We start from the raw sequence: 19,836 nt of genomic DNA, 5'->3' as shown, positions 1-19,836 counted from the left end.
TCAGACCCACGACGAGAGCGCCAGAGGTTACGCGGCGGGTGCCCTGCCGGCCCGTCAGAGGTCACGAGGGAGTCAGCGGCCAGGAGGGCGTCAGCGGCTACGGGCGCACCAGACACCAGAGGTTGCGGATGCAGCAGAAGTTACGGATACGTCATGGGTTACAGATGCGTCAGAGGCTACGGATGGTCAGAGGCACCCATGCGACGTCAGAGGTCGACGCCCAGCGCGCGGGCGTGGCGGTCCGCCGCGAGCTCCGCCGAGACCTCGTCGAGGTAGACCTCGCACACCAGCCGTCCGTCCCGGGTGAGGTTGTGCTCCAGCTCCCACAGCACGACCTCGTCCCCTCCTGCGAGCAGGAAGGCGTGCTCATAGAACCGGCACCAGGTCGCGTCGGGGCCGCCGGAGCGGCGCCGGGGCTTGGGCGCGAGGGCGATGTCATGGGCGAACGCGGTCGTCAGCAGCCGCTCGGTCTCCTCGCCCGGGCGGTCGGGGTTCTCCGCGCGGCGCAGGACACGACGGGCGTGGTCGGCCGAATTGTCGGCCACATACGCACGGGAGCTCTCCAGGGGCTCGGCCGTATGCAGCAGCTGGTCCGGCAGCCACAGGGGTAACCCGTCGAGCTCCTCCCAGCGGGCACCGCCGAGGCGATCATGGACGCGGCGCTCGGCCAGCGTCAGGGCGTCCTCGTCCGCGTAGAGCTCGTACAGCGGGCGACCGCCCTCGCCGGTGTTGTGCTCCAGTTCCCACAGCAGCAGGCTGCTGCCGTCGGGGAGCAGGAAGACATGCCGATAGGTGCTGTAGCCGAGCTGGCCGCACCGCTCATTGCACTGTCGGCAGGACCGCAGCTCGGACTGGTGCATCAGGGCGCTCCGCGCCTGGGCCAGCACCGCCTCGCCGATCTCGAAGCCGTTCTGCGCACGGGCGAGCAGCCCGTCCATCAGCTCGGCCGGGGTCCCGTCCGCTCGTGAGTGCCCCATGTCTCTCCTCCCGCCTCCCGGCGTTGATTCGCCGCGCCCCCGGGCGACTACCTCGCGCACTTAGCGTAGCGGCGTGAACACGCGCCGCGCCGCGGTTCCGCGAAGCTGTCGGTGTGACTGTGCCTCACTCACTCCTGCGTCGTAGCGCCTGGATGTATCACTCGTCCGACCGGTCGAACAAGTACGCCCGCGGGGCAGGGTGGGTCGGTCGGCCACCGTGGGCGCCGGGTCCCACCGCGTCCGGACCCCTTCTGCCGGCCAGCCGCTTCCCTTCATTCAATTAAAGGGACTCACGTGCCCGCCGGGCCGAGCTGGGCCAAATGGGCCTTGCATTGGTCCCCCTTAGCGGGATTCTTGGAGAACACGCCCCGGAAGAGCCGCACTATGCCGGACGGGTGAAGCTGACTGGCGGCCCGAAGCCTTAACTGATGAGCTTCGTTGTGTCATGCGTCCGTGAATTCGCGGAGCAACCCAGACGGAGGAATTAAGTGAACATCGGCAAGAAGGCGATTCTCCTGACCGCGGCCGCCGGCGCTCTGGTCATCGGTGGTGCGGGCGGTGCCCTGGCCAACAACAACGACGACCTCATCGTGCAGCTCAACAGCTGTGACACGGCCACCGGTGCCACCACCAACACCGGCGGCGCCGCCCCCACCGGCGACATCAACATCGGGTCGGACTGCGTCAACTTCACCAACAGCAGCGGTTCGGTCGTCCAGGCCAACGACTGCGACACGTCCACCGGTGTCACGCTGGTCACCGGCGCCGCCGCCCCGACCGGCGACACCAACATCGGCTCCAACTGCACGAACATTGCCGTCGACGACGACAGCGTCAAGCGCCACTGAGTCGCTGACCCTTTCATGGTGTTCCCGCCCGCGGTAACACCATGAGGCATCCCCCCGTTGGGAATCGCGGCCCTGGAAGCTCCTCTTCCAGGGCCGCTGCCATGAAAAAGGTTTTTCGGTGACGGTGCCGAGCACACCGCGCCGAAAGCCCGATTGGAGGCTCTTTATGCACATGCGCAAAAGGTCGGCGCTTCTCGTGGCCGCCGTGGGTGCGCTGCTCATCGGCGGTGCGGGCGGAGCCGACGCCGCCGATTCCGGTCCCAGCCGCGCGGCAGGCGCCAACGGCGGGACGCAGAGCAATCGCTGCACCACCAGTTCCGTCGTCGGCGCCATCACCGTGGCCGCCGGCCCGACCGAGATCAGCAATCAGACCGACTGTGTCAACACCGCCGAATCGGGCGTGACGACGCAGGAGAACCGCTGCCGTACCCACTCCGTCATCGGTCCGATCACCGTCGCGCTGGCTCCCGGTTCCGAAATCAAGAACGGGACCAACTGCGTCAACGTCAGCAAGTCGGGTGGTGTCACGAAGCAGACCAACGACTGTCGCACCACCTCCGTGACGGGCCCGATCACAATCGGCCCCGGCTCCGACGTCACCACCGAGACCAACTGTGCCAATGTCGCCGGCTCCGACCCCGAGAACGGAAGTCAGGGGACGAAGGCGAACGGCACGAAGAGCGGTAAGAGCGGTGGCCAGGGAAACCGTCAGCGGTCCTGAAAAATCGAGCTCACCGGAGTTCGCCACCGAGCTTCCGGAAAAATCCGCTCGACATGAACGCGGCCTTGGGGAAATCTCCCCGGGGCCGCGTTCATTTTTTGCGAAGAGACATCCACCGACTTCCGCACCGGCTGAATATACCTTTGCTGAACATACCTTTACTGTGGCGGATGGGTGGTGCTTCACATAGTCCCGGATCCCGGATTGCCCAAATCTCGTTCAAGAGGTGTCTGCGGAATATTCGCGGAGAAGACCCGATATGGAGGCACCAGAACAATGCAGATCGGCAAGAAGGCAGCTCTCATGGCCGCGGCGGCCGCGGGCACAATGGTGGTCGGCGGCGCCGGTAGCGCGAGTGCTCATGGGCTCTTCCCGCAGTCCAGCAGTGCTCAGCGAAACCACTGTGAGACGGCAACCGGCGCCACCACCAACACCGGTGCCGCGGCCCCGACCGGCGACATCACCCTCGGCTCCGACTGCGTGAACTTCGCGCAGAACGTGGGTTCGGTCGTCCAGTCCAACGAGTGCGACACGGCCACCGGCCCCACCGTCATCACCACCGTGGCCGCCCCGACCGGCGACACCAACATCGGCTCCGACTGCACGAACATCGCGGTCAACGATGCCCCGGTCGTGGTCGTGCACAAGGACCCGCCGAAGAAGCACAAGGCCAAGGACCCGCACAAGGCCAAGAAGGTGCACAAGGCCAAGGCCGACCCGCACAAGGCCAAGAAGCACCACAAGGCCAAGGTGAAGGCGAAGAAGAAGGACTGCAAGCACTGACGGCCGATCTCGCGATCGAGCACGCGGCGCCCCCGGAAGCGCGTTTTCCGGGGGCGCCGCGGCGTTCGGCCGGATCGTTCGGTGCCAGGATTCAGCGGGATCGTTCAGCGGTGTGTTTCAGCATCCCGCAAGAGCCGGTACGCACTGGTTCGGATTGTTCCCGGAGACCGTGGTCGCGGCGAGCGAGATCGTGCCGCCGTCGGTGAAGATGCCGCCGCCCTGGCCGCCATTGGCCGTATTGCCGGTGACCGTATCGCCGATCATTTGTGTCGTGCCCGCGTGCTGGAACAGCCCACCGCCGTTCAACGTGGCGGTATTTCCGGTCACGGTGGTGGACAGGACACGCAGTGCGCTGCCCATATTGGCGATACCGCCACCGAAACTGCCGGCGGTGTTCTCGGCGACCCGGCTGCCGTTGATCGTGAGATCTCCGACCGCGGTGGCGATACCGCCGCCCTCGAAGTTGGTGGTCCTGTTCCGCGCGACCGTGACGGCGCCCAGCAGCGTCGTTCCGAAGTTACTGACGCCGCCGCCCGAGCTGGACGCGGCGTTGTCGGAGATGTTGCCGCCCGAGACGCTGAGGGTGGCCGACGTATTGACGTGGATGCCGCCGCCGTCCCCCGCGGAATTGTGCGTCACATCCGTGGCCGAAAGCACCGCTGAACCGCCCGAGGCGACCTCGATGCCACCGCCGACGTTGCTCGCGGTGTTGCCCGTGACCGTGGCGTTGATCAGCCTCAGTGAGCCCGCGTCGAAGATGCCGCCGCCGTCGGTACCCGCCCCCGAGGTCGCCCGGCCGCCCGAGAAGGTCACGCCGTTGACCGTAAGGCTTCCACCGGGCGCGATCTCCGCGAGCCGGAAGTCGCCCGCGGCCGCACTGCGTGTGATGGTCGCTTGGGTCCCGCTGATGGTCACGTCACGGGTGATGAGCGGCAGTCCGTCGGGGCCGTTGGGACCGCCGGTGTACGCCGCGGTGCCCAGCGTGTACACACACCCCGTGGCCAGGGAGACGGAGCCGCCCGAGGGCGAGCCGTTGGCCTCGCTCACCGCGGTGATCAGCGCCGCCACGTCCCCGCAGGGCACCGGGGCCGCCTTCTCGCCCGCCCCTCCGCCGCCTCCCTTCCCTTCGGCGGACGCCGGAGCGGAAACCGCCCATGCCGATACCGCCAGCGCCAGGACGGGGATCAATCCCCGGATCGTTGTCGCGAGTCGCACGAGGAGTCTCCTTTAGCGTTTCCGAGCAGCGGGTCAGACGCAGCAGGTTCAGACTCTGCGGTCGAGTACCGTTCGGCATCCGCTCAAGCGCCGGTCGAGTGAGACTCGATCTTCTGTACGACGGGGGTGCGAACACCCCGTTCCCAGGCCGCGGAAGACCGTGCGACGGGACCCTCAGAAACGACGAAACCGCAGGTCACCGATGGCGCCTGCGGTTTCCGAAGTGGGTCATCAGGGGCTCGAACCCTGAACCAATGGATTAAAAGTCCACTGCTCTGCCAATTGAGCTAATGACCCGCACCCCCGCAGCATAGCTCGGCCGGGGACCAACACCCGAGCCAATACCCTCCGGGAGCGAAGGGCCGTGCAACAGCGCGGTGTTGCACGGCCCTCCGGACGGCCCGATCAGCCGTTGCGCTTCCAGCGCGGCTTGTCGGCGCGGCGGTCGAAGGACGAGCCGCCGGAGCGCTCGTACGAACGGCCGCCGGTGGAGCCGCCCCGGTGGTCGTCACGGCGGGCCGGGCGGTCGTCGCGACGGTCGCGGTTGAACGGACGGTCCCCGCCACGGTGGTTGTGGTCGCGGCGCTCGAAGGAACGGCCACCACGGTCGTTCTCCCGGCGGTCGCGGCTGAAGCCACCGCGGTCGTCACGGCGCTCGTACGGACGGCCGCCACGGTCGTCCCGACGTCCGAAGTTGCCACGGTCGTCGCGACGGTCGCGGTTGAAGCCACCACGGTCGCGGTCGTTGTTGTCCCGGCGGTCGAAGGAACGGCCACCCCGGTCGTTGTCCCGACGGTCGCGGTTGAACGGGCGGTCCCCGCCACGGTCGTCACGGCGGTCGTCGCGACGGTCATCCCGGCGGTCGCGGTTGAAGCCGCGGTCGTTGTCCCGACGGTCGAAGGAGCGACCGCCACGGTCGTTGTCCCGACGGTCGCGGTTGAACGGGCGGTCGTCGCGACGGTCATCCCGGCGGTCCCGGTTGAAGCCGCGGTCGTTGTCCCGACGGTCGAAGGAACGGCCACCCCGGTCGTTGTCCCGGCGGTCGTACGAGGAGCGGCGCGGCGCCTCGTCGTCGCCCGCGCCCTCGGCGGCGTCCGCGGACTTCACCGCGGGCACGGTCGCGGGCTCCGCCGTACGCTGCGCCGGCAGCGTCACAGCGGCCGCGGCCGCCGTCTCCGCCCCGGCCTCGGAAGCGGGCTCCGCCGGTGCCACGGTCTCGCCACGCTCACGCGCCGCCCGCGCGGACAGCCGGTCGGCCTCCTCGCGGAGCTCGGCCGCGCGCCGCTGCACCCGTTCCAGCTCCCGGCTGAGATCCTGCACCTCGCGCTCGGCCTGCTTGGCCGCGTTCGAGGCCGCCTCCGCCTGCACCTCGGTGAGCGAACGCGCGCCAGTGATCTGGGCCACGTCCTCGTCGAACGCACCGCCGCCGCCGACGATGTGGCGGGAGGCGTCGACGCCCGCGTCCTCCATCAGCCGGAAGATCTGGCGGCGCTGGTGCGGCAGGGCCAGCGAGACGACGGTGCCGCTCTGGCCCGCCCGGGCCGTACGGCCGGAGCGGTGCAGATAGTCCTTGTGGTCGCCGGCCGGGTCCACGTTCAGCACCAGGTCGATGCCGTCGACGTGGATACCGCGCGCGGCGACGTCCGTGGCGACGAGCACATTGACGTACCCGTCCTTGAAGTCGGCCAGCGTGCGGGTGCGGGCGCCCTGCGTCATGCCGCCGTGCAGCGCGTCGGCGCGTACGCCCGCGTCGCACAGCTGCTCGGCGACCCGGTCGCAGCCCAGCTGGGTCCGGACGAAGATGATGGTGCGGCCCTTGCGCGCCGCGATGGCGGCGGTGACCGGCGCCTTGTCCTTCGGCTTCACCACGAGCACGTGGTGGGTCATCGTGGTGACCGCGCCCTGTGCCGAGTCGACCTCGTGGGTGACCGGGTCGACCAGGTAGCGCTTGACCAGGCTGTCGATCTCGTTCTCCAGCGTCGCGGAGAACAGCAGCCGCTGGCCGCCCTGCGGCACCAGGTCGAGGATCTCGGTGACCTCGGGCAGGAAGCCCATGTCGGCCATCTGGTCGGCCTCGTCGAGGACGGAGACCTGGACCTTGTCGAGGGACGCGGCGCCGCGGTCGATGATGTCGCGCAGTCGGCCCGGGGTGGCGACCAGGATGTCCACGCCCCGCTCCAGCGCGTAGATCTGATTGCCCATCGAGGTGCCGCCGCAGACGACCTTGAGCTTGAGGCCGAGGACATCGCCGTAAGGCTGCAGCGCGTCGCTCACCTGCATCGCCAGCTCGCGGGTCGGGGTCAGGATGAGGCCCCGGGGCCGCTTCTTCTCGGTGTGCCCGCCGGCCAGCGTGGTCAGCAGCGGAAGACCGAACGAGAGGGTCTTGCCGGAGCCGGTACGGCCGCGGCCGAGGATGTCCTTCCCGGCCATGGCGTCGGGGATGGTCGCGGCCTGGATCGGGAAGGGCGTGGTCACGCCGTTCTGCGCCAGCTTGCGGACGATCTGTTCGGGGAGGCCGAGGTCGGCGAAAGTGATGTCGGGCGCCTTAGGGGTCTCGGGGGCTTCCGTGGCGGCTTGCTCAGCCTGCTCGTCGCGCTGCTCCTGCTCGAACGGCTCGGCCGGAGCGGTCAGCTCGTTCGGCTCATCGACAGCGGGCATGACGGCGTGATCAGTGGAAACGGACATGCGAAATGCGAAACCTTCCGGAGTCTCGGCACGCGCCCAAACTCCGTGTTGTCGCAAACGACCGCCTCTATGCGGTCAGCCACGGGATGGCAAGGAACGCGCCTCACGGCGCACTTTTACGAGGCGCCGGGCAAATGGGATCAAACGATCTACCACCATACGCACCTTCACCCCTCAAGAGCAAATGAGCTCCCTCGGTGGTGGACAGCGGTGCCAGGCGTGGGGGTCTTCCGGGTCCGGGTCGTCGCGGGGTCGGCCCGCGGCGTCCGGTGCGGATCAGCCCGCCGGCTGGGCCGACGGGGAGGCGGGCGCGGTCGGGGGCTCGGCGTCGGTCGGCTTCGGGTCCGGCGCGCTCGGCGGCGGGCTCGTCGGCCGGGGCGCGGGTGGCGCGTCGGACGGGGTGGCGCCGCCCGGCTGCGGCGGGGCGGAGGGGTCCGGTCCATGGTGCGGGGCCCCGTGCTTACCGGGCGGGGCCGACGGCTCGGTCTCGGGGTCGGTCGCGGAGGCCGAGGCCGACCGGTCCTCGCCGTCCTTCCGCTTCTCGCCCTTCTTCCCCTTCCCGTCCTTCTTGTCCCGGCCGGAGTCGTCGTGCACACGCCCCCTGCTGTCCGACCGCACCACGGCGCCACCCGTGTCCGCCGCCTCGCCCTTCTGGTGGGAGCCACGGTGTTTGTCCGGCCGCTCGGGGTCGTCGGCGATGCTCATGCAGCCGCCCAGCGCCATCGTGACGGCCACGAGCGCCGCGAGCGCCGCCCCGCGCGCCGCGGGACGGGGCGCGCGCCGGGAGGGCCGGGACGTCCGGGCGGAACGGGACGTCCGGGGGGAACGGGCGGTGCGAGGAGCGGGGGATCCGGGCACGGGGAATCCAGGCATGCGCGGGACACCTCCAGACGGCAGGGATGTGACGCCCTGCTCAACTGGCCCCGACCCGCCCAGGACACGCATACGGCGCGGACCCGGCCCAGCGCGTAGACCGCGCGTCCGGCGTCGGTCGTAGGCGGGGGCGGCCGGAGGCCGATATCGGCAGCGGGCCGGGGTCGGATGAAGCCGGGATCGGCAGACGCCGCGATCGGCAGAGGTCAGGGATCGGCAGACGCCGCGATCGGCAGAGGTCAGCGATCAGCCGTAGCCGAGCGCGTGCAGCCGGGCGTCGTCGATCCCGAAGTGGTGCGCGATCTCATGGACCACGGTCACCTCGGTCTCCTGGACGACGTCCTCCCGCGTCTCGCTCATCCGCAGCGTCGGACCCCGATAGACCGTGATCCGGTCCGGCAGGACGCCCGCGTACCACTCACCCCGGTCGGTGAGCGGCGTCCCCTCGTAGAGCCCGAGCAGCTCGGGATCCTCCGCCGGCGGCTCGTCCTCCACGAACACGGCGACGTTGTCCATGAGCCGTGTCAGCTCCGGCGGAATCCGGTCCAGCGCCTCGGCGACCAGTTCCTCGAACTCCTCGCGCGTCATCTCCAGCACGAGGCCATTGTCAGGCAGCCGGGCCCGGAAAAGGAGCGGTCCGCGCCAAGGCATCCGCGCCGGACGCGGGACAGGCGCCTGGCACGCCGCCACCGCCCGGCACCCAGTGCGCCATCACAAGACCCGCTCCCGCGCCGCCCAGGCATACGCGCCCGTACGCCCAGGCATACGCCCCCGTACGGCCGGGCATACGGGAGCAATGGCCCGCGAACCGCTCCGGCTGCTCCGTGCCACCGCCCAGCGCGCACGTACCGCGGCCGTCTCCCTCCTTCGCCGCTTCCGCCGCCCCTCGCAGACCTCCTCCCGCTCCCCCTCCCCCGATGCCGCGGCGTTCGACCCCTCGGCACTCGACCCCGCCGCTGGCCCCCGCCCCCTCGTCCGCGCCGCCGGGCTGGCCGCCGTGACCGTCCTCGGCGCCTGGATCGGACTGCTGGTGGTCGGCAGCGTCCATATCTCCGTGGGTCCCATGGACACCCGGATGGCGCTGCGGCCGTCCCTCACCGGCGGCACCAAGATCAACGTGGCCCCGCTCGGCGCGCTCGAGCTGAACAGCCACCACGCCCCGCTCCGCCTGGACGTGGATGTGGACCGGCTCGATCCCATACGGTCCCAGGCCCTCGTCGACCACCCCGAGCGGCTCTCCGGGCTGCAGGACGAGGTCGCGAGCGATGTCACCCGCGGCACCCTCGGCCTCGCGGTCCGCTCCTGCGTCGCCGTCGTCTTCGGCGCCACCGCGCTGGGCCTGGCGGTCTACCGCCGCCCGCGCCGGGCGCTGGCCGCCGGGGGCTCGCGCTCACGCTGCTGACCGCCTCCGGGGGCGCGGTCTACGCGACCTGGAACCCGAATTCCGTCCTGGAGCCGCGCTACTCCGGGCTGCTCTCCAGCGCCCCCTCGGTGGTCGGCAACGCGCGCAGCATCGTGAGCGATTTCGACGTATATCAACGGGAGTTGGCCCGGCTGGTGACCAATGTCACCCAGCTCTACGAGGCGACCTCGACACTCCCCGCGTATCAGCCCGATCCGACCACCATGCGGGTGCTGCACATCTCGGACGTCCATCTCAATCCGGCCGCGTGGCACATCGTGCAATCGCTGGTGCGGCAGTACAAGGTCAGCGTGATCATCGACACCGGCGACACGATGGACCACGGCACCGCCGCCGAGAACGGCTTCCTGGACCCCGTCTCCGACCTCGGCGCCCCCTATGTCTGGGTGCGCGGCAACCACGACTCGCCGTCGACCCAGCGCTACCTCGCCCGACGCAAGGGGGCGCATGTGGTGGACAACGGCCAGGTGATCAACGTCGCCGGGCTGCGGATCGCGGGCATCGGCGATCCGCAGTTCACCCCCGACCGTTCCAGCGCGGCCGCCGGTGACGCGGCCGAGCACAGCGCCGGGCGACGGCTGGCCGAGGCGATCCGGGACCGCAAGGCCACCGGCGCGCCGGTCGACATCGCCCTCGCCCACAACCCGATCGCCGCCCGGGAGACCGACGGCACGGTGCCGCTCGCCCTCACCGGCCATGTCCATCACCGCCGTACGGAGGTGCTCCCCGGCGGCACCCGGCTGATGACGGAGGGGTCGACGGGCGGCAGCGGGCTGCGCGCGGTGGACGACGGCACACCGGACACGGTGCAGGCGTCGGTCCTCTATCTGGACCGGGACACGCGACGGCTCCAGGCGTGGGACGAGATCGATCTGGGCGGTCTGGGCCTGGCGAAGGCCGAGGTCAGCCGTCATCTGCCCGCCGAGAACCGCCCGGGAGCGACGCCGACGCCCACCACTCCGTAAACCGTTTTGGCGAACCTCACCGGCATCCCATATGCTTCTCGCGTCCCCGAAAGCGCCGCAAGGCGCCCAGGTGGGCCATCGGCCCTCATCGTCTAGTGGCCCAGGACGCCGCCCTTTCAAGGCGGTAGCACGGGTTCGAATCCCGTTGGGGGCACCACCTTCTTTTGGTCACCGCAGGTCAGAACGTACCTGCCGGTGACTTTTTTATGCGCACACGCGCTCCGGAACCCCACAATCCGCGGAACTCCCAGAACCCCCGGAATGACTTCCTCCCCCACAGGGTTGTACGCAACGGACCCGCCGCAGAACCCACGCATGCGAGGGAGCGCAGATGACCGTCCAGGACGTCGACCGGACCAGCTTCGCCGAGGAGTGGGAGCGGTGGCACCGCGCCCATGAGCAGGCACTCGCCGACCCCCACGGCTTTCTCGCGATCACCGGCCTGCACTGGCTGAGCCCGGAGCCGGCCCGGTTCGAGGACGCCCCCGGGGCCTGGTCCAGCGGCCCGGAGGGCGTGGTCGTCGAGCTGGCCGACGGCGAGGAGCTGACGCTCGACGGCACGGCGGTGCACGGGCGGTACGTCTTCGGGGTGATCGCCGAGCGGGACAGCCTGTACGCGGGGTACGGCGACGCGGCGATCGAGATCGCCAAGCGCGGCGGCCACGACATCGTCCGCCCCCGCCACCCCGGCAACCCCCTCCGCACCGCCTTCACCGGCACCCCCGCCTACGCACCCGACCCCCGCTGGGTCCGCGGCGGCCGTTACCTCCCCTTCGACGAGCCCCGCGCGATCACCGTGGGCGCCGCGGTGGAGGGGCTGGAGCACGTCTACGACGCGCCCGGCCAGGTCGAGTTCGAGCTGGCCGGCGAGACGCTCCGGCTCACCGCCTTCAACGGCAAGCGGCCCGGCAGCCTGATGGTGCTCCTCACCGACGCGACCTCGGGCGTGACCACCTACGCCGCGAACCGCTCCCTCCAGATCGACGCCCCCGACGACACCGGCCGCGTCACCCTCGACTTCAACCGCGCCACCAACCTCCCCTGCGCCTACACCGACCTCGCGACCTGCCCCCTGCCGCCCACCGAGAACCGGCTGCCGGTCGCGATCGAGGCGGGCGAGCGCATCCCCCTGGAGCGCGGCGGCCGCCCCTGACCCGGGCCGGCACCGGCCGTGTCCTGACCCCTCGGTGAGCGGTCAGGACACGGTCAGAGGTCTGATACGCTGATCCAGCGACAACGACGCGGCGGAGAAAAATCAAGGCCCCGGTTCGATATCGCAAGGAGTGCGAATCCACAGCGGGAAATCCCGTTGGGGCCGCACCCCACATGTGCGAGACTCGTGCTCGTACACGCAAGGTCCTGTGGAGCAGTTTGGAGTGCTCGCCACCCTGTCAAGGTGGAGGCCGCGGGTTCAAATCCCGTCAGGACCGCTGCGGCTGGGTAGCTCAGTTGGTACGAGCGTCCGCCTGAAAAGCGGAAGGTCGCCGGTTCGACCCCGGCCCCAGCCACCGCAGCCCTCACCAGGGCAAAGCCCCCTCCCGGGTCATCCGGAGGGGGCTTCTTCGTTGCCCGTGACGCCTACGGCTGACGCCAACGGCGCCGGATCACCGGATCTACGCCAACCGGTCCTCCAGGCGGCCGAGCGCCTTCCGCTGCTCATCGAGCGAGGCGTGGGCGTAGACCTGCATGGTCACGCCGTGATCGCTGTGCCCGGCGATCTGCTGGACGACGTGCACCGGGACCCCAAGATCCAGCAGCAGCGTGATGCAGGTGTGCCGGAGATCATGGAAGCGCAGATCCAGGCCGAGCCGCTTCCGCACCGGGTCCCAGCTCCGGCGCAGGTTGTCCGGCTCGTACGGCGTCCCGATCCGGGACGGGAAGACCAGTCCGTTTTCCTGCCAGGCCATGCCGGCCGCCGCCCGCTCCTGCGCCTGGCGCTCCTGGTGGGCGCGGAGCGCGGAGACCGCGAGGGGCGGGAGAGGGATGGTGCGCTCGGAGGACCGCGTCTTGGGGAGGACAAGCCGCAGCTCTCCCCCGACGCGCTGGAGGTTGGTCAGCACGGTGAGGGTGCCCCGCTCCAGGTCCACCGCCGACCAGCGCAGGCCCAGCAGCTCACCGCGCCGCATGCCGAGGAGCAGCGCCAGGACGTAGAGGGCGTGCAGGCGATGATCCCGGAGTTCCTTGAGCACCAGCTTGGCCTGAGCCGGTGAGAGCCCCTTGCCGATCCGGTAGGAGGGCGCCGGGGTCTTCACGAGCTTGGCGACGTTCCGCATGATCAGCTCCTCGCGGACGGCGTGCTCCAGGGCGTTCCGCAGCACGGCGTGAATCGACTGGACCATGCGGGCCGACAGCTTGCGCTCACAGCAGCGGCGAGCGGCGCAGCACTGCGGCTTCGCCCGTTCCTTGTCCCAGCCGTTCTTGCAGCACTGGCACTCTTCGCGCACCCGGTTGAGCCAGACCCGGACCTCTTGGGCACGCAGGTCACGGATCTTCTTGCCACCCAGGCCGGGGACCAGGTGAACGCGCACGACACTTTCGTAGCCCTGGTACGTCTTGGGCCGCCGGTTGGGCGCCACCTCTTCGGCCAGCCAGTAGGCCAGGTACTCGCCGACCGTCGAATCGGTGTCGGGCAGGGGCACCCCCTTCTGATCTTGGGACTGTAGATCGATCAGCTTGCGGTGCACCTCCTCCCACGTCTCGCCATACACGGACTTGCGCTTACGGATGCCGGACGCCGTGATCACATACGCCCGGCCCTCGTAGCGGCCGTCCTTGCGCTTGATGATCGTTCCGGCCCCGTTGGGGTTGCGCTTGCGCTGGGATGGCATCAGGCGGCCTCGGCAATCTGGTGGTCGATGAAGTCGCGGAGTGCGGCGGCCGGGACGCGGCGGGCGCGGCCGATGGTGATGGAGGGCAGGCGCCGGGACCGGATCAGGTCGTAGACCGTGGAACGACCGATCTTGAGCCGGGCCATCACCTCCGGCACGGTGAGCAGTTCGTCAGCCATGGGTTGGCTCTCCATCCGTTCCGGGAGCGGGGGTGATCGTGGCCGCCAGCCATTCCTCGGCGGGGGTGAGGCCGGTTCCGGCGTAGGCCCAGTGGGCGAGTACGAGCGTGGTGCCGCCCTGCTCCAGCTCGGCGGCAGCTTGGGCACGTCGCCATGCGGCACGGGCGTCGCGGAGTGCGCCGAGGGTGGTGGAGTAGCGGCGGGACTTGGTGGAGAAGTGGCCCCGGAAGCCGAGCATGTGAGCCCAGGCCCGCAGCCGGAGGTGTTCCAGGTCTTTGCGGGCGCCGAGCGCCCAGGCGGTGCGGACGAGGCGGCGGGCGTGCTCGCTGATGTCGAGCTGGGCGACTTCGGCGATGAGCCGTATGGGCCGGTCCAGGGCCCCCGTCGCGGTCTCAGCGCCCTTGGTGGCGTACTTGGCGATGTACGCGGCCACGGCCCGGTCAGTCAGTTCCTGGCCGCTGCTGAAGTCGGCGCCTCGGATGGGCCGTACGTCGAGTTCGTCGCCGAAGGCGAACGTGTGGGCCCGCCCGTCGATGACCGGTCCGGCGACCTGCGCCTTGGGCGTAGCCGCCTCGATAGCGTCGGTCAGCAGTTCGACCGTGGCCCAGGTCGGAGGCGGAGTGTGGCCGCCGCCGGGGCCGTCGATGCGGATCACGGCGTGGAAGTGGACGGCGCCGCGCTTTTGGTACTCGGCCACTTTGGCGAAGGACAGCCGGGCGTGCTCGCGGAAGGCCCGTTGTGTGAGCCCGGCCCGCTTGGCGACCTCCCGCCGCAGGTAGATCGAGAACCGCCGCCACAGCAGGCCAGCGTGAGCGTTCCAGAGAATCGCGGATTCGTAGTCGTACCTGTCCGGCGCGAGCGGCGTACCAAGCGCGTCGTCCTCCTGGTCGTGGCGAACGCCGCACCGGCATCGACGGACCGTGCCAGCCGGGCCGGTGGGCCGGTTGTGGACCGGGCCGAAGCTGGGCGCGGTGAAGGTGGCGAAGACGCGCGGGTGCGTGGCGACGTCTTCCGGGGTGCCTTTGCCGCCGCGCAGTCCGGCGGTGATCAGGTGGAAGGTGTCGCGGCGGTAGGTCTCGGCGCAGGCCGGGCACCGGGTGATGCGGCGGTTGTTGCAGCGGACCAGGAGCTGCCCGGCGGGCAGTTCGGCGGAGTCCAGGTGTCGGAGGACGCTGCCGATTTCACCGGTGTCTTGGTTGAGGTGGTGTTCGGTGCGGTGGCCGTCGAGGCGGATGGGGTTGGTGCAGCCGCCGAGGCCGGAGAGTTGGCGGAGCAGTGCGGGCATGGTGCCGAGTGCTGCCAGGCTGCCCAGTTCGGGCAGCGGTGGTGGGGTGGTGCGGGTGATGATGGGCTCTCCTCTTTCGGCTCTTGGGTCGGGAGGGGTTGGGCTGCCGGGGCGGCGGATGCTTGGCGGTATCGAGGCCGCCCCGGCAGTCGTGTTCGAGCGGGATCAGCGGCGGCGCTGGCTGGCCAGCAGCGAGCGCATGACCACGGCGGCCACGGCGACGGAGACGGCCGTGACAGCGACAGCGGCGAGCAGGGCCGTCAGGACGATGCCGACCGTGACCACGGCGCCGACCGTTCCTGCGTTGAGCCCGCTCAAGGCCCCGGCCGGGCGAGTTGGAGCGGAGGCGGGGGCGGGGGCGTGCTGGCAGGAGCAGGCCGGGGCGGGGCTGTGCTGGGCAGCCGGGACAGCGGTGGGGTGGACGATCGACGGCGTGGGGGCCTCGGGGTACTTCGGTCGGAACACCGCGATCTCCTCTCAGCTACTCGTCTAGTCGTGTTGGTCGTTGACGGAGTCGACGCCGGAGCGCGTACCGGACTCCACGGAGGGCGCAAGCCCGGTGTGGGCGAGCCAGAAGCCGAACAGCGCGATCACGACGGCGACCCACAGGCGGACGCCCATGAACTTGATCGCGATCCAGGTGACGGCGCCAAGGACGAGGACCAGGGGCAGACTGACGGTCACGGTCGATCTCCTTTCAGCGGATGGGGCAGCGGTGGGTACGGGCGGCCAGCTCGGCGGCGGCGCGGGTGTCGTAGTCGGCGGAGAAGTCGCAACGGGGAGCGGTGCACACGGCGGTGTGCTTCACCTGGCCCCGCTGGTCGTTTGCGGTGCCGACGCGCACCGGGCCGATGCGGATGACGTTGCGGAAGCGGCGGAGCATGGTGGACTCCTGTCAGAGGCGGGAGGCGATGGCGTCGGCCAACGGCGTCGGGACGCCGAGGCGAGCGCGCAGGGTCTCGGGGTCGATGGGCGATCCGGTACGGGCGTGGTGATCGTCGGCGAGCTTGCGCGCGTGGTTCACCAGCGCGGCCGGAACGTGCAGCGTGGGCGTTTCCGGCTCGGACTCCGGGGCGACGGGTAGCCCCGCGGTTTCCGGTGCGGCCGGAACCGACGCGGCTTCGGGCACTGGCGCGGTGTGGGCGAGGAGGGTTCCGCCGAGGAAGGCGACGGCTGGCCATCCGGCAACGAGGATGCGCAGCCAGTCCGGTACGTCGGCCAGGTCGAGCAACCCGGCGGTGGCGACGTTCGCCCCGAGCGACGCGGCCAGGGCGACAACGAACCAGCACCATCCCGCCGCCTTGGACGCCCCCGACCGGAGCCGCTTCCAGGCAGCCACAAGCAACAGGTCGACGGAGACCGGGTAGGCCCACGCCTTCCACCCGTCCTGTCCGGCTGCCGAGGCCAGGTCATGCAGGTGGGCGAAGGACAACGCGGCCGCGATGACCGCTTGCACGAGCACCGCGTCAACCCGCGCCAGGTAAGCGCGCATGGGTGGGAACTCCTTCCGGTCCAGTCAGCCGTCTGCGGTGAGTTCGTCGGCACGGGCGCGAGCAGCGGCGGCGACCTCAGCGGCCTCAACGTCATCGGGCTGGGCAGCGGCGATGCGCTCCAACAGTTCCGCTTTGCGGTTCATCAGCTCGGCCCTGCTCCCGGCGCCGCGTGTGCGGAAGTCGGCCAAGTCGGCGAGGAGCGCGGAGACTTCGGAGATGGTGGGACGGGACACAGGGACTGCCTCTCGGTTTCAGGCATGGCGGGGGTAGGGACACGGCGCGATGCGGTCGCGCCAGCCGTCAGACGGGGTGGATTACTCGGCAGCCGGAAGCGGCTTGAGCAGGGACGCCGGAGCGCTCACCGGTACGGCCGGCACGTCCGGCCGGAACGGCTCCAGCGCGGGCAGGTCCGGCACGAGATAGGCATGGTCGCGGCAGATGGCCGCAGCATCGGCGAGCGAAAGATGGGGCGGACGGATGCGGGACCAGCCGCCGGACGTGTCCCCCGCGACCGCAAGACCGGGCCGTTCCGGGGCGATGGCGCAGGCAGCGCCGACCGCTTCGGGGGCGATGTCGCCCAGCGCCATCTTGGCGGAGGCTTCATCGTTCACGCGGTGGCAGACCCGGCCGGTCAGCTGAGCCCGCAGCATCGTGGCGCCCTTGCCCAGCTCGGCGCCGAACCGCTGCCCGCACACCTCCAGGTAGATGCCCGCTGCGCGGCCGAGTTGGGCGAGCCGGATGAGCTGGGTGACCATCTCGTCCCGCCGTTCCTCGTCCTTCCGCGTGGCGACGAGGAACAGTTCGGCCACCTCGTCCACGAGCAGCACCACCGGCACCGGCCGCTCATTCTCCGGAAGCCCCCAGACATCAGAAGTGATCTCCTCATCCGGGGTACTGGGAGCGATGCCCTGCCGGGCCTTGATCAGGTCGTACCGGTCCTCCATCAACCCGACCAGCACAGGCAGCAGCTCCGCCGCCTGCACAGGATCAGTCGCCAGGGCCGAGAGCCGTGAAGCGAACGGTGCCAGCTCCACACCCCGCTTGCAGTCGATCCCCACCAGCGCTACCCGTTGCCGGGCGAGCCCGGCGATGAGGTGCCGCAGGAACATCGACTTGCCCGACAGCGTGGCGCCCAGGGTGAGCTGGTGCGGGATGGCCCGGTAGTCCCGGACGAACGGCGTCGCGTCCTCCCGCAGCGCCACCGGCACCTTCAGGAAGCCGCCACCGGTCTTGCGCGGCATCCGCACCTTCCGAAGCACGTCGAAGCCGATCAGCCGCAGCTCGACCACACCCGGCTTGACCTCCTCCACATACGCGCCGTGAACGCCCCAGGCATGCCGCAGCCGCTCAGCCGAGGCCGCCACATCCGCCGGTTCCTGCCCTGGCGCCAGCCGCAGCCGAACCCGCAGCCCAGTCGACGTCGGACGAATCAGCCCCCGACGCGGAGGCACCGGCCGGACCTCCCGATGGGTGAGCGTCTGGACCGCCCAGGCCCGCAGCCGCGATGGCGGCACCGTCAGCCCGCACGCGTCCATCACCGACCCGTACGACCCCAGCAGCCGGGCCGTCGAGATGGGCATCCCGATCGTGGACCAGTAGGCGGCCGGGTGCCGGGCCCGGAGGTAGGCGGCCCCGCCAACCGTCGCGGCGACCGGACCACCCACCTCCATCAGCGTCATCACGTCAGCCATCAGGCTCAGGCCCCCGCACCGACCGATATGGCGGCCGGGGCGATGGCCTCGGCCCGGAAGGCGATCCCGTGACGCTGCTGCCCGTTGAACACGGTGTCCCAGGGCCGGGCGATCAGCCCGATCAGCGTGACTGGGGAACCGAGGGCCAACCCCTCCGTCACGCCGCTCTCCGGCACGGTGACCTGAAGCAGCGAGGACTCCCCGCCGTCGATGTAGACGACGCCGAGCCGCATCAGCGTCTCGCCGCTCTGCGCGTCCTTGGCGATCTCGCCGGTCTGCCGGTCCTTCACCTTCGGCTCCGGCGCCTCGGTCAGCAGGACCGTGGCACCGGAGGTCTCAACTCGGATGGAACGCAACTACTTCTCCTCATCTCGCATTCAACCCACCTACTTATGTAGATGAGTTGCGACCCTCGAACCCGAACGGGCGGGAACGGGGACCACCATGCCACACAGCTTGCCCACTCGTCTATACGAGTATGCGTCTTCGTGCGTACGAGGCAGAAGAAGCAGCCCGGGGCCACCATGCCCCTGCCATGCATCAGTTGGCAGGAAGCTGGTAAGCGAGGACGTACGCGTCGGCGGCCATCACGGTGTCACAAACCTCCACCGCCCGCCCCTCGCTGTCGTAGGCAGTCCGGACCAGGTGGATCACTGGCACCCCGGAGGCGAGCTGAAGCGTGCGCACCTCGGCAGGCGAGGGCATCCGGGCCCGGATCTCCTCATCGAAGTGATCCAGGCGGTGCCCCATCTCCTCCAGCCGGGCATAGATGCCACCGGGGCCGGGGTTGGGCTGCGCGATCGGAGTGTTCCGCGCCAGGTCCAACGGCAGATACGAGGTGGCGAACTCCACCGGCCGCCCATCCAACAGATACCGCCGCCGCCGGGCCAGCACCTTACGAGGCGAGCCCAGTCGGGCCGAGATGTCCTGCGACGGCCGCTCCTCCTTCACCTCCAGGCTGTCCACCTCCGGACGACTCCCCGCCGCCTCGGCCTCCACGGTGAAGGCAGCCTTCCCCTGATCCCGATGCCGCCGCGCGAAGCGATCCGAAGCCAGCCGCCGCACAGGCGGCCGGGGCCGCACGAAGACCCCCTTGCCATGCTCGGACACAGCCAGCCCCTCTTGCTGGAGCAGCGACAGAGCGTTGCGCACCGTCATCCGCGAGACACCGAAGTGGTCGACCAGCTCAGTCTCGGAAGGCAGCTTGTCGCCCTCCCGGAAGCGGCCCTTGTCGATCGCTTCCCGCAGCGCATCGGCGATCTGCCGGAACACCGCCCGGTCGCTCGTCGGGTCCAATACACCCAGAACAGAGGTCAGAGAAGGCATTCGCACATACTCCTTTAGGTATCTAGACGAGCGGCTGACCGGGATTGCTACGGTGGAGAGCCTAGCCAGCCGAGAGGGCCGAGGAACGTGAGCACTGAGCGCCCGCACTCCGTGAGCGTCGCCGGAGTCATCGTCGACGACGCTGGCCGTGCGCTGCTGATCAAGCGACGCGATAACGGTAAGTGGGAACCGCCCGGCGGCGTGCTCGAACGCGAGGAAACCATCCCCGACGCCTTGCAACGGGAAGTCCTCGAAGAGACCGGCATCAAGATCGCGCTTCCCGCGACCCTCACCGGCGTCTACAAGAACATGACCGGCCTGATCGTCTCCTTGGTCTTCCGCTGCGAAGCGCTCGACGGCGCCCCGACCACCGGAGCGGAAACCCGCGCCCTGCGCTGGGCCACCCGCGACGAGGTCACCGAGCTGGCCGACGAGGCATACGCGATCCGCGTCCTGGACGCGCTCGACAACACCAGCCCGCCGGCCATCCGCGCCCACGACGGCGTACGACTCATCTAGCACGCACCCACGACCCATAGCCTCT

The 19,836-nt window shown here is 70.0% G+C and carries 21 protein-coding genes, 4 tRNA genes and 1 pseudogene; 9 read left to right on the top strand and 17 right to left on the bottom strand.

Going from position 1 to position 19,836, the window contains the following annotated elements; translation table 11 throughout:
* Positions 1–206: 206 nt before the first annotated feature.
* Positions 207–977 (bottom strand): DUF6227 family protein, encoded by a 771-nt coding sequence (locus tag BLV72_RS18405; RefSeq protein WP_093463535.1) that lies wholly within the window; start codon positions 975–977, stop codon positions 207–209.
* 488 nt (positions 978–1,465) lie between these two features.
* Here BLV72_RS18405 and BLV72_RS18400 point away from each other — a divergent pair, with 488 nt between their 5' ends.
* The 3 genes from BLV72_RS18400 (at position 1,466) to BLV72_RS18390 (ending at position 3,329) form a co-directional block, all read left to right on the top strand.
* Positions 1,466–1,825 carry a hypothetical protein gene (locus tag BLV72_RS18400; RefSeq protein ID WP_093463533.1) on the top strand — a complete coding sequence of 120 codons (360 nt, stop codon included), beginning with the start codon at positions 1,466–1,468 and terminating at the stop codon, positions 1,823–1,825.
* 166 nt (positions 1,826–1,991) lie between these two features.
* Positions 1,992–2,546, top strand: coding sequence for a hypothetical protein (locus tag BLV72_RS18395; RefSeq protein WP_093463531.1), 555 nt, complete (start codon positions 1,992–1,994; stop codon positions 2,544–2,546).
* Between the two features lie 276 nt (positions 2,547–2,822).
* Positions 2,823–3,329, top strand: a complete 507-nt coding sequence (locus BLV72_RS18390; protein WP_093463529.1) for a hypothetical protein — start codon at positions 2,823–2,825, stop codon at positions 3,327–3,329.
* Positions 3,330–3,446: 117 nt separating this feature from the next.
* Here BLV72_RS18390 and BLV72_RS18385 read toward each other — a convergent pair whose 3' ends face one another.
* The 5 genes from BLV72_RS18385 to BLV72_RS18365 form a co-directional block, all read right to left on the bottom strand.
* Positions 3,447–4,544: a right-handed parallel beta-helix repeat-containing protein gene (locus BLV72_RS18385; protein ID WP_093463527.1), complete on the bottom strand. Its 1,098-nt coding sequence runs from the start codon at positions 4,542–4,544 to the stop codon at positions 3,447–3,449.
* 224 nt (positions 4,545–4,768) lie between these two features.
* Positions 4,769–4,841, bottom strand: a tRNA-Lys gene (locus BLV72_RS18380).
* Between the two features lie 108 nt (positions 4,842–4,949).
* Positions 4,950–7,229: a DEAD/DEAH box helicase gene (locus BLV72_RS18375; protein ID WP_093463525.1), complete on the bottom strand. Its 2,280-nt coding sequence runs from the start codon at positions 7,227–7,229 to the stop codon at positions 4,950–4,952.
* A gap of 276 nt (positions 7,230–7,505) precedes the next feature.
* Positions 7,506–8,102, bottom strand: a complete 597-nt coding sequence (locus BLV72_RS18370) for a hypothetical protein (protein WP_093463523.1) — start codon at positions 8,100–8,102, stop codon at positions 7,506–7,508.
* 246 nt (positions 8,103–8,348) lie between these two features.
* Positions 8,349–8,699 (bottom strand): metallopeptidase family protein, encoded by a 351-nt coding sequence (locus BLV72_RS18365; protein ID WP_059147598.1) that lies wholly within the window; start codon positions 8,697–8,699, stop codon positions 8,349–8,351.
* A 199-nt stretch (positions 8,700–8,898) separates the two neighbouring features.
* Here BLV72_RS18365 and BLV72_RS18360 point away from each other — a divergent pair.
* The 5 genes and pseudogenes from BLV72_RS18360 to BLV72_RS18340 all read left to right on the top strand — a co-directional run bounded on the left by BLV72_RS18360 (position 8,899) and on the right by BLV72_RS18340 (position 11,998).
* Positions 8,899–10,490: pseudogene (locus tag BLV72_RS18360) on the top strand (metallophosphoesterase family protein).
* An 81-nt stretch (positions 10,491–10,571) separates the two neighbouring features.
* Positions 10,572–10,647, top strand: a tRNA-Glu gene (locus BLV72_RS18355).
* A gap of 174 nt (positions 10,648–10,821) precedes the next feature.
* On the top strand, positions 10,822–11,643 hold the full coding sequence (locus BLV72_RS18350; RefSeq protein WP_093463522.1) for a DUF1684 domain-containing protein: 822 nt from the start codon (positions 10,822–10,824) through the stop codon (positions 11,641–11,643).
* Between the two features lie 202 nt (positions 11,644–11,845).
* Positions 11,846–11,920: transfer RNA gene (locus BLV72_RS18345), tRNA-Asp, on the top strand.
* 4 nt (positions 11,921–11,924) lie between these two features.
* Positions 11,925–11,998 (top strand) — tRNA-Phe (locus BLV72_RS18340).
* Positions 11,999–12,103: 105 nt separating this feature from the next.
* Here BLV72_RS18340 and BLV72_RS18335 read toward each other — a convergent pair.
* From BLV72_RS18335 to BLV72_RS18285, 11 genes are all read right to left on the bottom strand, one after another.
* A complete protein-coding gene (locus BLV72_RS18335; RefSeq protein ID WP_093463520.1) occupies positions 12,104–13,318 on the bottom strand; it encodes a tyrosine-type recombinase/integrase in 1,215 nt (404 codons plus the stop codon).
* Complete coding sequence (locus BLV72_RS18330) at positions 13,318–13,497, bottom strand: helix-turn-helix domain-containing protein (RefSeq protein ID WP_093463518.1); 180 nt, start codon at positions 13,495–13,497, stop codon at positions 13,318–13,320. The genes BLV72_RS18335 and BLV72_RS18330 overlap by 1 nt, the downstream gene beginning before the upstream one ends.
* Positions 13,490–14,782, bottom strand: coding sequence for a replication initiator (locus BLV72_RS18325; RefSeq protein WP_093463517.1), 1,293 nt, complete (start codon positions 14,780–14,782; stop codon positions 13,490–13,492). The genes BLV72_RS18330 and BLV72_RS18325 overlap by 8 nt, the downstream gene beginning before the upstream one ends.
* Positions 14,783–14,947: 165 nt before the next feature.
* Complete coding sequence (locus BLV72_RS18320; protein WP_093463515.1) at positions 14,948–15,247, bottom strand: hypothetical protein; 300 nt, start codon at positions 15,245–15,247, stop codon at positions 14,948–14,950.
* A 24-nt stretch (positions 15,248–15,271) separates the two neighbouring features.
* A complete protein-coding gene (locus BLV72_RS18315; protein WP_093463514.1) occupies positions 15,272–15,466 on the bottom strand; it encodes a hypothetical protein in 195 nt (64 codons plus the stop codon).
* Positions 15,467–15,479: 13 nt separating this feature from the next.
* Positions 15,480–15,665 carry a mobile element transfer protein gene (locus tag BLV72_RS18310; RefSeq protein ID WP_064457207.1) on the bottom strand — a complete coding sequence of 62 codons (186 nt, stop codon included), beginning with the start codon at positions 15,663–15,665 and terminating at the stop codon, positions 15,480–15,482.
* A 12-nt stretch (positions 15,666–15,677) separates the two neighbouring features.
* Positions 15,678–16,274, bottom strand: coding sequence for a DUF2637 domain-containing protein (locus BLV72_RS18305; RefSeq protein ID WP_093463512.1), 597 nt, complete (start codon positions 16,272–16,274; stop codon positions 15,678–15,680).
* Positions 16,275–16,298: 24 nt separating this feature from the next.
* Positions 16,299–16,508, bottom strand: a complete 210-nt coding sequence (locus BLV72_RS18300; RefSeq protein WP_093463511.1) for a hypothetical protein — start codon at positions 16,506–16,508, stop codon at positions 16,299–16,301.
* Positions 16,509–16,589: 81 nt separating this feature from the next.
* Positions 16,590–17,966, bottom strand: a complete 1,377-nt coding sequence (locus BLV72_RS18295) for an FtsK/SpoIIIE domain-containing protein (protein WP_093463509.1) — start codon at positions 17,964–17,966, stop codon at positions 16,590–16,592.
* Between the two features lie 5 nt (positions 17,967–17,971).
* Entirely contained in the window at positions 17,972–18,322 is a 351-nt protein-coding gene (locus tag BLV72_RS18290; RefSeq protein WP_030836282.1) for an SCO3933 family regulatory protein, read from the bottom strand.
* A gap of 184 nt (positions 18,323–18,506) precedes the next feature.
* Positions 18,507–19,292 (bottom strand): GntR family transcriptional regulator, encoded by a 786-nt coding sequence (locus BLV72_RS18285; protein WP_093463508.1) that lies wholly within the window; start codon positions 19,290–19,292, stop codon positions 18,507–18,509.
* A gap of 111 nt (positions 19,293–19,403) precedes the next feature.
* Between BLV72_RS18285 and BLV72_RS18280 the strand changes: the two genes are divergently transcribed.
* Positions 19,404–19,811: an NUDIX hydrolase gene (locus BLV72_RS18280; protein WP_093463506.1), complete on the top strand. Its 408-nt coding sequence runs from the start codon at positions 19,404–19,406 to the stop codon at positions 19,809–19,811.
* The last annotated feature ends 25 nt before the right edge of the window (positions 19,812–19,836 follow it).

The organism is Streptomyces melanosporofaciens (assembly GCF_900105695.1).
Classification (GTDB): Bacteria; Actinomycetota; Actinomycetes; order Streptomycetales; family Streptomycetaceae; genus Streptomyces; species Streptomyces antimycoticus.
Note: the sequence above shows the minus strand (reverse complement) of the source record. Positions and strands in the feature narration are given on the sequence as shown.